7 protein-coding genes and 2 pseudogenes are annotated in these 13067 nt (G+C 56.7%); 6 read left to right on the top strand and 3 right to left on the bottom strand.

Annotation, left to right across the window (positions count from 1 at the left end):
• Positions 1–1030 precede the first annotated feature (1030 nt).
• The 3 genes from CQ14_RS32900 (at position 1031) to CQ14_RS32890 (ending at position 4705) form a co-directional block, all read left to right on the top strand.
• On the top strand, positions 1031–3547 hold the full coding sequence (locus CQ14_RS32900) for a PAS domain S-box protein (protein ID WP_245320712.1): 2517 nt from the start codon (positions 1031–1033) through the stop codon (positions 3545–3547).
• A complete protein-coding gene (locus CQ14_RS32895) occupies positions 3544–4218 on the top strand; it encodes a response regulator transcription factor (RefSeq protein ID WP_057861933.1) in 675 nt (224 codons plus the stop codon). Before CQ14_RS32900 ends, CQ14_RS32895 begins: the two co-directional genes overlap by 4 nt.
• A 97-nt stretch (positions 4219–4315) precedes the next feature.
• Complete coding sequence (locus tag CQ14_RS32890; protein WP_057861932.1) at positions 4316–4705, top strand: response regulator transcription factor; 390 nt, start codon at positions 4316–4318, stop codon at positions 4703–4705.
• 757 nt (positions 4706–5462) lie between these two features.
• Here CQ14_RS32890 and CQ14_RS32885 read toward each other — a convergent pair.
• Together CQ14_RS32885 and CQ14_RS32880 are read right to left on the bottom strand one after the other, a co-directional pair.
• Entirely contained in the window at positions 5463–5654 is a 192-nt protein-coding gene (locus tag CQ14_RS32885) for a hypothetical protein (RefSeq protein ID WP_057861931.1), read from the bottom strand.
• A gap of 74 nt (positions 5655–5728) precedes the next feature.
• Positions 5729–6166 (bottom strand): hypothetical protein, encoded by a 438-nt coding sequence (locus tag CQ14_RS32880; protein ID WP_156435713.1) that lies wholly within the window; start codon positions 6164–6166, stop codon positions 5729–5731.
• 1094 nt (positions 6167–7260) lie between these two features.
• On the opposite strand from CQ14_RS32880, the pseudogene CQ14_RS47185 reads away from it, so the two are divergent.
• The 3 genes and pseudogenes from CQ14_RS47185 to CQ14_RS32870 all read left to right on the top strand — a co-directional run.
• Positions 7261–7626 (top strand): annotated as a pseudogene (locus CQ14_RS47185) (TauD/TfdA dioxygenase family protein); the annotation flags it as partial.
• Positions 7627–7680: 54 nt separating this feature from the next.
• Positions 7681–8168: pseudogene (locus CQ14_RS47180) on the top strand (TauD/TfdA dioxygenase family protein); the annotation flags it as partial.
• Positions 8169–8637: 469 nt separating this feature from the next.
• Entirely contained in the window at positions 8638–9069 is a 432-nt protein-coding gene (locus CQ14_RS32870) for a hypothetical protein (protein WP_057861996.1), read from the top strand.
• Between the two features lie 526 nt (positions 9070–9595).
• Here the strand turns inward: CQ14_RS32870 and CQ14_RS42825 are convergent.
• Positions 9596–11188, bottom strand: coding sequence for a carbohydrate porin (locus CQ14_RS42825; protein WP_082650146.1), 1593 nt, complete (start codon positions 11186–11188; stop codon positions 9596–9598).
• Positions 11189–13067: the final 1879 nt, after the last annotated feature.

The following is a 13067-nucleotide window of genomic DNA, read 5'->3' as shown; positions in this document are numbered from 1 at the left end:
TGTACCACCCGTGTGTGCCAATCGGGTAGCCCCAAGTGCTTGATTTCACTGAATAGCTCTGGATATCAGTCGCTTAGTAGCGACGTGGTGCCTAGGGGCGGGCCAAACAGGTCGGAGCGCAATCCATCAAACCAAACAATGCAGAAGCGGAGCTCACTATGGTGGTCGCGTTGTCGTGGCGATGTTGGATGAAATCTATTCGGCGCAGCGGGCTTTACTTACCGGAACGATATGGGCTGTGCACGACCGCCTACAATCGGGTCAACCTGTGATCAAGGCCGCTATCGGGCGATCGGCCCGACTGGATCCTGTCGTCAAGGCCCACGATGGCAGTTCGATTGTACGCGTCCATCAGCACGTCTCGGGGTAAAAAAGAGTGGAGATCCTTGTGTGGCCCGAAGCCGAGGCGCCTCCTCCCCAAGATCCACGCGTGGATTGAAACAAGGCCGCCGGATCGCGTCCTGATCTGGCTCCGTGAGGTCGACGACGCCACCTGGCCGACGCCCTTTTCAAATCCTAAGTTAGACGGGCCAATGATAGACACCTCCCCCAAGGCTTTCCCTGATTGTTGCTCGGTTTATTTTCTTATTTTCGGTCGAAGTGTCGGCCGGGCTGCCGCGCTCCACTGGTTCTAAGCGCACTGCCGTGTGGGTTCTACGGGCCCTCATGGCCGCCTCGATCAGCCAATTCATTTAAACGAAAGTCTGTTTCGGCGTCATCAAAGCCCGAAAGCACGGAACCCTGTCTTCCGCTCAAGTCATTGATATAAATGGATTAATTGTACCGAGACAGCCTGACAATGCTAGCGCTAGCTGCTGAATCAGTGCGAGCGCAAGAGAGCGTAAAACATTCGTATAGTTCTCTAGCTGCTTTCGTTAGTTTAGGTTGATGGGTGATCAGCTTACTGGATTCAAGTTCGCAAGCTCACGCAGTTTTTTTGTGCGGGCGTTGATGACGCTAACTTCGTTGTACCTTCACTTTCGCCGCGACGGCGTTCGGCTATTTGGAAATGATATTGGTGTTATCACTGATGGGCAGCCTCATCGCATCTGCCATGCTTTTCGTCTTCCCCTTCGCTGTTTTGGCCTACTTCTTTGCGCCGCCTCCTTTCAATCTACGGGTTGACGATCCGCAGACTCTTCCTGTGATTGTCGCCTTTGTTGTTGTCTCAATTGTCGGAACGCACCTAATCGAAAAGGTCCGCCGAGAAAGGAACGTTGCGCTTGAGGCCGCAGCGAGGCTCCGGCACGGCGAGGCTGAGTTGCGCGACCGGGAGAAACAGTGGCGCGAAATCTTCGAGCATAGCCCCGTCATGCACTTCATCGTCAATACCACCGGAATGGTCCTGAACGTGAACACGTTCGGCGCCACACAGCTCGGTTATGCGCCCTCGGAGCTTGTCGGGCATTCCGTGTTGAACGTATTTCTGGAAGACGATCGTCCGTTTGTTCGCGAACGCGTCAGTCTGTGCATTGAAACAGTTGGCCAATCGCACACTTGGGAGATCCAGAAGATCAGGAAGGATGGCTCGGTGCTGTGGGTGCGCGAGAGCGCCAAAGCTATGCAGGGGGCAGACGACAAGCTCGTCGTCCTCATTGCCTGCGAAGATATTACCGAGCGAAAGCGGACGGAAACTGCCCTGCGGCGGAGCGAAGCCCATCTCGCCCAGGCGCAGGAATTGAGCCGCACCGGCAGCTTCGGCTGGAACGTCGCCACCGGCGAGGTCCACTGGTCAAAGGAGACCTTTCGTATCTTCCAATACGATCCGTCGACCAAACCGACGCCGCAACTCGTCGTTGATCGAACCCATCCAGAAGATCGGGCTGACGTGCGAGAGACCATCGAACGAGCGGTCCAAAACGAAGAGGATTTCGAGCACGAATACCGACTGCTGATGCCGGACAGCTCGGTGAAGCACCTCCACGCGGTGGTACGAGCCACTAGAACCGCCTTTGGTGATATCGAGTTTATCGGCGCAGTGACGGATATTACGGCTGCAAAGCAGGCGGAACAGCAGTTGCGTCGTAGCGAGGCCTATCTGGCCGAAGCCCAGCATCTTAGCCACACGGGCAGTTGGTCCTGGGACGTCCACCGTCTCGAATTTGTGTATCGCTCCGCCGAAATCGATCGTCTGTTTGGCTTCGACCCGGGACAGTCTGTATCGATAGAGACCATCCGGTCGCGTATCCATCCAGACGACTTGCCGCGACTTCAGGACGTGCCGCGCCAGGCTATCATAGGCAATGGAGGACACTTCGAATATGATTTCCGAATCCTTCTTCCAGATGGCGCGATGAGGCGCATACATTCCGTTGCGCACGCCGTGGTCGGCAGCGACGGCAACGTCAGCGAGCTCATCGGAACGCATATGGATGTCACCGAGCAACATGCGGCTAGGGAACGATTAGAAAGGGCTCTTGCTGCGTTGCACGAAAGCGAGCAGCGGTTTCGCGACTACGCCGAAACGGCCTCCGACTGGCTCTGGGAGACCGGGCCGGACCACCGGGTCACGCTTTTATCGGAGCACACCAGCGCAGCAGGCCTTCCGGCTTCAGAGGTCGTCGGACTGCTTCGCTGGGAAATAGCGCGCGATTTCGACGCAGAACCCGAGAAGTGGCACCAGCATCGGGCGACACTCGATGCACGTCTTCCGTTTCGCGATTTCATCTATCGCACCCTCACTCAGATGGGATCTCCAATTTACGTCCGAACCAGCGGCAGGCCATTCTTTGATGCTGACAACAATTTCCTCGGCTATCGCGGCGTCAGCACCGACATCACCGCAACCATCCGCGCAGATCAGGCCGAACGAGAACTGCGGAAGGCACAGGCAGAGCTCGCGCACGTGACGCGGGTGACGACGCTCGGCGAGCTGACAACCTCCATCGCCCATGAGATAAATCAGCCGCTTGCCGCCATTGTCACCAATGGCGAGGCTTGTCTGGGTTGGCTTGGTCGCGAAACTCCTGATCTTTCCGCGGCGCGCCGCTCAGTGGAGTGGATCATCGAGGACGGGATCCGGGCGAGCGAGGTGATCCGCCGCATCCGCGCGCTTGCGAAGAAAGGCGAGATCGAGATGGTGCCGCTCGATATCAACGACATCGTCCAGGAGGTAATCGCTCTGGTGACACGGGAGCTTGTCGGCCATCAGGTGAAGTTGCGGACCGAGTTGGCGCCGGCCCTCCCCCTGATCCTGGGTGACCGGGTTCAACTGCAACAGGTGATCACAAATCTAGTGATGAACGGGATTGAGGCCATGCAAATGGTCAGGGACCGGCCGCGCGAACTGATGATTCAGTCATCTCGAGACGATATGGGACACGTGCACCTCGCCGTGACTGACTGCGGTATAGGGATCACCGAGGACGACGCGGATCGCGTGTTCAATCCCTTTTTTACCACTAAATCAAGCGGCCTTGGAATGGGGCTTTCGATCTGCCGTTCGATTGTGGAGGCTCACGGAGGGAGCCTATCGATCGCTCGCAAGCAAGAGCCGGGCGCGACGTTTCAATTCGTCCTACCGTTCCATAAGGAGGTCGTGTCGTGACTGGGCGCTCCGACTTGCCGCACCAAACCGTAAAGGTCGAGAAGCCCAGCGGAAGGGCGATCGTGTTCGTGATCGATGACGACGTCTCAATGCGTCGTTCGCTCTCGAATCTTTTTCAATCGGTGAACTTGGACGTTGCTGCGTTCGGATCGGCTCAGGAAATGTTGCAGGGCAAGCTTCCCGAGGTCGCCAGCTGCCTCGTCCTTGACGTCAGGCTGCCAGGATTGAGTGGCCTCGAGCTGCAGACCGAGCTAGCCAAGTTGAACCTTCACATTCCGATTATTTTCATCACTGGCCATGGCGACATTCCAATGAGCGTCAAGGCGATGAAGGGTGGAGCGGTCGACTTCCTTACCAAGCCGTTTCGCGATCAGGAGCTGCTTGATGCCGTCGTCGCCGCGACCGAACGGGATCGCAAGAGGCGGGAGGTTGAGAAGACAGTTGCGAACCTGCAGTCCTTGTACGACACCTTAAGCTCACGCGAACAGGCAGTTATGAAACTGGTCGCCGCCGGGCTTATGAACAAACAAGTAGCCGCAGAGCTCGAGCTCGCCGAAATTACCGTCAAGATCTATCGCGGGCGGGTGATGAAGAAAATGGGCGCGCGGACGCTGGCCGATTTAATCAGAATGGCTGAGGCCCTCGGAATTTGTTCCAACCACCCCGAATAAGCCTAAGTATGAGTTTACAATCTCATCCCGCAAGCGCACCCTTTGTCCAGGCGGCTGTGCTTCGGCAAGCGCCTTTCCCGCGATAGAGGGGATCGTCTTGTCTACGCCTCCGCTCATTGCCATCGTCGACGACGATGGTTCAGTTCGTGCTGCGATAAATAACCTTTTGAAGTCCCACGGCTATATCGTTCATACATTTGTGTCGGCCGAGGAGTTCTTGCGCTCGCCCCACCTGAACGGAACATCGTGTGTGATTGCGGATGTGCAGATGTCGATTATGGGCGGCTTGGACCTGCTGGCACATATGCGGGACCATGGCTACGGTGCACCCTTCATTTTCATCACTGCCTTTCCCGATGATCGCGTTCGCGCGCGTGCGCTGAGCGCCGGAGCGATTTGCTTCCTGGCCAAGCCCTTCGCCGGACAGCACTTGATCAGGTGCCTCGATACTGCACTGGATAAGCATCGCGGCGGAGCCAGCGCATGAGACGATAAGCACGCAGTCTGCTCAAAGTTCGGGTCTGCTTTGTGAGCGCGGGCCGCGGAACCGCGCGCTTCGCCATACCACAAAGTCGATGAGGACCTCGGCCTCAAGCGCAACTCGCCAGCAATCCTTGGCGATCGGGCTTTTTTGCTAACATTCTTCGTTCACTATTCGTCACGTTGCTTGCGGCCGGCCTGCATCAGCTACTGTTGTTGAGGTCTCCAATGAAGCCATCCGGCCAGTCCTCGGTTGCACGAGCTAACCGAAGTTGCACGCCTCGCTTCGGCTTTATGAATCTGAGAAACCAGCACGTTGAAGAAGAAATTGATATTTGGCTTGCCGAGAACCACAGCCGGCTCGATTAAGCCGCCCGCCTCCTCCACTCTCTTGGTCAGGGCTGCCGGAGACTGCCGCTGCGAGAGTGCAGCTCGGGCTTCTGCAAGAGCTCCTTCAAGGGCCGACTCCATGTCATGCTAGGACCCGTGGAGCACGACAGTGCGCACTGTTCGGATTTTGGCACCCGGTGCGTGACATATGATGCAAGAAATCGAAGAGTTCTTTGGAATAGGACAGCTCGCCATCGGTGATGACCCGCCATCTCGGTTATCACCCCTCTGGGCGGCCGATGGATTGGGTGTAGATTCGCCTGGAGCCATCAGCGACCAGCGAGATCCGACATCTCGTTGCGGGCCTCCGGCTCCGTCGTAAGTTGAAGCAGATTATCCGCAGGGAGCCCCTGCCCCACACCAATGAGATCTCGCTATGCTTCATCGTAAAACCGCTTAAGCAGGAGCACGCCTACACTTCTTTGAAGTTCCCCTATCTGCAGTAACGTTGCATCGCTTTCTGGGCCGCGCGGAAGTCGCGTTGCTGACGATAAGATGCCGATCAGCAGTTGGAGCAGCTCCTCGATCGCGGCCGCATCATTGCCCTTTTGAAGCCCGTCACTCATGCGAGCAATCTCCTCTATCGCCTTCCAATCTTCCGGAAGCGTGACTTCTCGACAAAAAAGCATCCGTCGAGGGTTTAAAGCTGCGGGTACAGCGAGGCCGCAGACCGAAGAGTTGGAACAGGCAATGAACGGTACTTTTTGGCAGTTTCCGTCCCTTTAGATGGGCGCACACTCCGACGGATTGCTGCTTTAGGCCTGCGCGCAAGTGTCTTGCTGATCAGCTCGGCCACAGCCTCATCCTCAACCGTGCCGGGTCCACTGGTGGGCGTCTCATCGTAGATGATCGCGATGTGATTTCCGATGACGCCATTGGGCCAGTTGCCGATCCTATGGGGCCGACCACCAAGCCGGGTCGCCAAGACGATGTTGCTCGGCTCACGTTGGCAGGCCAGCACGATCCCTGTTCGCTGCGTCAGCGCCGCGACAGCGAGCGCGACCGTGTTATGGCCGTGAGCTGCGTGTCTTCGTCGCTGGAAATAGTCAGCATCGCCTTTCGCCCGTTCGGTGCGCATCGGTACCTCCTTCATCGGGATACCCCGAATTCATGCAATAGTCATGCTACGAAGTTGCGGGACAGAACACTAGCAACGAGGCGGGGTCACGCGAGAATAACCTGAGCAAACGTGAATCGCGATGTTCTCGTGACGCGATATTCGATCACTCGCGGAGAGCGCAAACAATGTGCCGGCGGCACTGTCGACCAGCACCCCGTAACTCGATGGTCTACGCGCATCGAGCGGTCGGCTATCGCCGGAGCAGCTGAAGAATGACAGGTGCCACCGCATCGAGGTCAGGGGTGCCGCGATGGTGCCGGAATTTGGTGTGCGCCTTGCTTCACGAGAGAAAACACGCGCAGCCGCCAGATCCCTTTGGATCAACGCTGCAGGTTGTCAGATCTCCGACATCTCCGTCTTGAACCCGACGTGCCTGATGTTGAAAGATGGAAGGTCATCTGATGACTATCGCCTCTCGTGCTGGGCCGAACGGATTGCTGACGATCGTACGCCCCTGTGGCGTTGGCGCCCACCTCACGTATCGTTAGGCTCTGCTTCTTCGCGCGCGCTGCCATCGAGACTAGCAAGCTATCTGGTCGAATTATCGCCTAATCCGGTGACCGTCGCGCCGGGTTTTCCCGATTCTTTGGCGCTCTTGCCTCGTTCGCGGCCCCGTTTTCGCGGCTGGCACGGTGCTTGCTGGAGATCACTCGCTAAATGCGAGGTCTGCGGTGACGTCACCAGCGGTCCGCACGCCACCAGGCGATTCGTATCTTTTTGGAAGGACGAGATCTTATCGCGATCCTAGAGAAGTTTCACCAAACCAATGATCGAAGGCAGTCTCGATGAAACTTTCGAATTTGAACCTGCCGGCACGTCGATCCTCAATCAAGCTAGTTCTGCACCGAAGCACGGGAGACCGGCGAGTTTCGGGCGCATCCCATCGACAACGGTACGGACGATAGGTGCGCGGCCGATTTTGCGTCGCACGAACAGCGCACCAAGCCGCCGATTGCCGCGGGTTCTGATGATTAAGCAATACAGCCCTTCCCCATTCAGCCCCGCAGCTGAATAGTTCCTTTGGTGAAGAAACCGAAAAGGCTGGAACACCCATGAACGAAACGATCTCAATCGAGAATGTCATTCCGCGTACCGATGTCGTCAAACGCGCAGCGCGCATTGGCGCGGAAATCAGAAACATCAAGCTCTCGAGCGATTTGCCGGATCAGACGATCGCTGCAATCAACAGCTTGCTGCTCGACCACAAGGTGATCTTCTTCCGCAACCAAGGTCATCTCGATGACGCCGAGCAGGAGCGATTTGCCGCCCGTTTCGGGAAGCTGGTGCCGCATCCGATGCTCGGCGTTGCCAAGGGAACGGCATCGCTCCTCGAGCTTGACTCCGCTCGCGGTGGTGGCCGGGCCGATGTGTGGCATGCCGATGGGACCTTCGCCGATGCCTATCCCAAGATTTTGGTTNCTGCGGGCCGTTGTGATCCCACCATTCGGCGGTGATACGGTGTGGTCGAACANCCGCCGCGGCTTATCTCGATCTGCCGCCACCACTGCAACGGCTTGCAGACGAGCTCTGGGCCGTTCATAGCAACGTCTTCGACTATGCCGGAATGGCCCGAGTCCGCGAGGTCGATAAAAAGCATTTTGACGAGGTCTTCACCAGAACCATCTTCGAGACTGAGCATCCCGTCGTGCGTGTCCACCCCGAGACCGGAGAGCGGACGCTAGTGCTCGGCGCGTTGGTACAGCGTTTTCTTGGCATCCCCAAATATGACGGTCAAAAACTGTTTGATATACTTCAGTCTCATATCACCGCGCCCGAAAACACCGTGCGCTGGAACTGGAGGGAGGGCGATGTTGCGATCTGGGATAACCGGGCCACGCACCATTATGCAGTCAATGATTACGGCGACCAGCATCGCATCGTTCGTCGCGCCACCATCGAGGGTGACGTGCCCGTCAGCATTGATGGCCGGTGCAGTGTAACGCGCGTAAAGGTCACCAAGCAGCCGCCCATAAGGCGTTCACACATTCACGGAGATCCGGCCGTTATAGACTATGCTCCCGCGCTCTCGACTTGTACTAGTTGAGGTCAAACGGCCTGTGCGGGTCTGATGAAGATCTGGTTTCGCGAGCCTCATCGAGAGCGCGGTCGGCGCTGCAATGGACGTACAGCGCTAGGCCACCGCGTATGCGCGACGGCCGAGGTAATCAACTCGAGGGAAAGCGAGTTGCCTCAAGGTGCCGGCAAGTGATGGCAGAGGAGATCGGCAGCGGCACGTATCAACCGGAGGAGGTTGACTTTCGTTCGTCCAACGAGAGCCGTGAATATGAGGAGCTCCAAACGCAACGGTTGGCCTGACGTTGCGGCAGCTTGTGACACAATGCATGCCGCCGGACCTGCTCGCGAGGAGGCGGTAGCGCCTTGCGATGGCAAAAGGAGAAAATCGGGTGCGACCAGAAGGCGAGCATAGCCTGGCTTCTCACTGGCAGTATCAGGTCAGGTTCGATGTGAATGATTCCGCCACCGCGGAATCGGTAGGCCGAAAGCTCCCTGCTCCGGCACTGGCACCGCTGTTCAATATCCTTGCCAAGCATCGCGCCGCGCCGAAATGCCAGTTCGATGCCTTTGTGGAGTATGTCGCCGCGGCAGAAGAGCACGGCATCGAAAACTATCCGCTCTACCAGTGGACAAAGGCGACGATCAAGAATCCAGCGAATAAAGAAAAGTATTTGAAATCCTTTGCACTCTACGTAGACGATCGGGAGATCTATGCCAAGGAGATTGCCGACGCGCTGGAGGCGGACTTGCAACCGCTCACCATTAGCGGGCTCGTCACGCGAATATCGAAGTACGATACCAACCCCGCCAACAATCCTCAGCCGCGGCAGGTCCCCCGTGATTAGGGTGAACTGAACGCCGGCTATTGGCCCCAAGCCGAAGACCATCACTAAGGACGCGCGTCCGCTGCGGGGGATTGTGTAGCAAAGGTCGATCTTCGCAGATGACCGCAATTCTGCAGGCCGTGGGCGCGACTTCCGTATACAAATGTGAGGGACCTCACTGCATCACGCAAGATTTCACAGGCGACTTCAATAATGCGGTTGAGATCATACGATCAGCGATCGCTCGCTGCTTAGTGCTTTTCGCGACAATTTCTGAACCCTGCGACTTTCGACTTTTGCAACACTCTCTGGGGTGAATCGGACAGTGTTGGCGCTGGCCTTTGACCGATGCTCATGGGCCTTACTCGAACCTGTCGNGCCTCGCGGGGCGGATCCGACGATTGTGATCAGAAGAGCGCTGGGTGTCGAANCCTCAAGCAGCCGCATAGAACGCTTCCCGAATGAGATTCGAGATCGCGCCGGAACCAATAATCGTTGCCTTTCATGAACAGTTCGGTTTTAGGGCCACGCGACTAGCCTTGAGGACTTAGAAGAATATCGAGGTAGACACCAACAAATTCAGAGCATGTCCCGTTTGGCGTGTGTGTGTAATGCTCGTCGGGTTGTTGATGTATGCCAGTCCTACACTTGCATATATCCCGGGTGTCAGATGCGCGGTATAGGTACCCAAGATCGCTGTGCTGTCGCGATGCACGAGATTCCCTTTAGCCAAGGCAGCGTCCACTGCAAAGTTGCTCCAGACGGTGTTAGTGGCAACAATAGCAATCTGATCACTGGGCCGGCTGTCAAACAGTCCCTTCGCATAGAGACGAAGCTCGTAATATTGACTGACTTTGTTTAAGTCAGGTGGAGCGCACATTACCGAGAACCCACCATAGATACCACGAGATGCCGAGCCCTGTACATCAGCCTGCCAGAGCTGCCTGTCCGCTGCGACGTAGTAGACGCTGTTCGCCTCGGCTCTCGATTGCTGCGGATACTGCAAGTTCTTGTAGCTGCTGTTATTGAAACCGGCGCCCGCCCGCAACCAGGTCTCAGGTACGCCCGGAGCAGCCTTGTTCTTGTAGCCAACTTCATCAAGCAAAAGAATGCCCGTGTTGGCGGTGCTCCAGCTTAAGCCGGTGGGATTTTCGATGATCTGCGCATACTGACCGTCTGGACTGATTGAACGCTGGATTGAGACCTTGTCATATAGGTGATCATTAAAATTGTACTTCACGTTGAGAGCTGGCGTAGGCGCGGCATTGTTGCTCATGCCAGCTTGATACAGGATATTCGACGAGGGCGCCAAAACGCTTGCTCCTGCATTCCCTCCAACCAATGTGCCTGCGAACTCATTTACATTTCTGAGATAGCCCATTTTGAGTTCGAGTTTTCTGTCGAAGAACGTCTGGTAGTAGGCCAACGTATTGAGACCTGCTCTATCTGGCCCGCCGGGTTTCCATGTCCAGTATTGCTGCTCGGCTCCCACGATGATCTGACCATCGGGAATTCCAAAGCGGCTGAGATCGTAGGTCACTATCATGAAACTTACGGTACTAAATGTCGGATTCTGGCCCATATATAGCTGATTGGCGGTGGTGGCTCTGGCTGCATTTGGCAGTTGATTGTCTATGACGCTGACTACTGTCCCCCCAACGTAGCCGATCCCGACGTCTGCCAGCGCGGATCTAACGCCAGCTTTATCCTGATCTATCGTATCGGCAGGACCAGGGATATTGAGCCACATACCTTTTTCGCGGAGGTTCTCGAACTTTGCGAATGGGTCGATCTCCTTTTGAGTTCTGTTCTTAGCAATTTCATCCGCACTGCCGCGCTTTGCGGCAGGCACACTGGAATTTTGTGCTAGCGCTGAGCTAGAGACGAGACGCGTTGCTCGTTTGAGCTGGCGGGTTTGGAATTTTGTGGCGCAATCAGAGTCCCTCTCAATTCCTCTTTTAGCAACCTCATCTGGAATGTTGCGTTCTGGCTTAAGCCCATTGGCCTTCTGTGCCGGCGCCGGACTGCCGACGAGGCTCGCAGCTAGGGAGAGTGCGAGAGCAAGCCCTCTTTGCTTCGTAGTTGATCGAAAGCTGAAAACGTCTGTCACAGCGGTCGCCACGACAAAGTAACCATGCATAGTGAACTCCACATCCGAATTGCTAATCTCGAATAGATTGCGCTCCGGCGTAACTTGCCCGGAGCGCCCCCTAACCTTCTAGTGTCTGGAGGCGGGGCTGATGCTTGGCAGCAATCGGCCCGTCAACCCGCTGAGCCTCCCGAGCCTCACCGGCCGGCGAGCTATTGGCCTGATCGGCGACGCACGTGTCGAGTGCGCCATAACGCGGCCGAGCTAGTCGACTGGTCCAAGGCAGTTCTGCTGCGCTGCCGCCGTGTCGAAAGCGGCCGGGTTTATTCGACCTCTTTGCTCCGCGAGATAGTGAGGACGGGTGGCGGCGCCTTGCTGTCCTCGCCACCAATACGCTGCGAGCGACCCACCTCTTCCACTACAAGCATGAGGATTTCGGCATTCGACGGCGAAGAGGACGTCTCCTTCGAGAGATGGCAGTAATCAGAAGACAGGGCTCGCGCGCCAGCGACCACGCGTTCGCTCCATGATACTTCGCTGGCATCGCGTTAACCGAGAGACGAGGCAACTGACAGGCCGAAAGCCCCTTTGCAACCTGTGCGCTCGGCGATCGCGCCAGAAAGTGCATCATGGGTACCACAAAAAGGGAGCGATCGCGACTGGAGCCGATTTGACGACTACAAACGCGCTGGCACATCCATCAGGGCCGTTGGAGCGGCCAGTTCTATGTTGCATCTCAGTCCTTAAAGTGTGCCCCGCCGCGGACCTTCATTAACCGCCGATTGCCATGTGTCCGTCATCTCCACCAACTGCTAACGTTAGTAGTTGACCAGGTCGCAAGGCGTTGCTTATCGATGCAGGATCGTGGCCTGCTCGGATGAGGCCTCCTCGGCATCTAGAAGAACTCTGCCCATGCTGCTATCATTCCGGAAATCGGGCGTCGGTCACTCGCGAGCGCCGCAGCCGTTCAGCTCTTTGCGCGCGCATCTCTCGGCGGAAACGCAGCTGAACCGCGACTTTTTGATCTGCATCATTAACGTCGTGCTCAGCCGATGGCTTTCAGGGTTGCCCGGATAGGCCCAGGCAAGAACTTGGCCGAGTTCGTCGTTGGGGTGACGATTGACGATCGTCCACAGGAAGCCGGTCGCGTAGGCGAGAGGACCGACGTCATTGATCCTGCAGATTTACGCCGACCACCGGACCCGCCGAGCGGGTTTGTTTCCAATTTTTTGCTGTGGAATTGAGCTACGGCGTTGTGCTCCGTATTCGACTGCGCCCGGCCAGATAGCTTCAAGAGTATTTGGGCACGAGCCGACTATTCCGGCGCATGAAGATTGGACTCGGCTGCCAGCTCGTAGAACTCTAAGTGGCGCGTCTCGCCAAGGGATGGACTTGCGGGCCAGGGGCAGTGGGGATGCCTGGCTCGATACGAGTCGGAATGATAATTCAGGAAACAACGATTGGTTCGCATACGCGCGCCGGCAAATGGAAGATTGTTTGCAGGCTTTTTCTGAATGGCGAGGAAATGCTGCGCGATGACGGACGAAGACGAGAACTATTGCTTTGCAGTGGCGCTATGATGTAGGAGCCGACCATGCGCCACGAGTATCAGATCGCGCCGATCATTAGGCGGGGATGCAAAACGAAGAGGGCAACTTGCGGAGAAAGGCTTGTCGATGGTTGCGGCTCGTTGCAGCTCTTGACCATCGTGTCATAGCGCGTCAGCGAGCAAAGCCAATGCTGATATCGAGCGAGGGATGATGGAGATGATGGAAGAAGCGACCGGTTCGGACTTGCCGTCGTCATTGCACACCTCGTCGAAACGCGTTCCGTGGGTTTTACTGCTCGTAATTGTCCTCGTTGGCCTCTGCGCTGCAGGAGCCTATTTCTGGACTAATGTCGGACACTTTGTCGAGACGTCGGCGGCCCG

It is taken from the genome of Bradyrhizobium lablabi (genome assembly GCF_001440475.1).
GTDB classification, from domain to species: Bacteria; Pseudomonadota; Alphaproteobacteria; order Rhizobiales; family Xanthobacteraceae; genus Bradyrhizobium; species Bradyrhizobium lablabi.
This window is presented reverse-complemented; position numbering and strand designations above follow the sequence as displayed.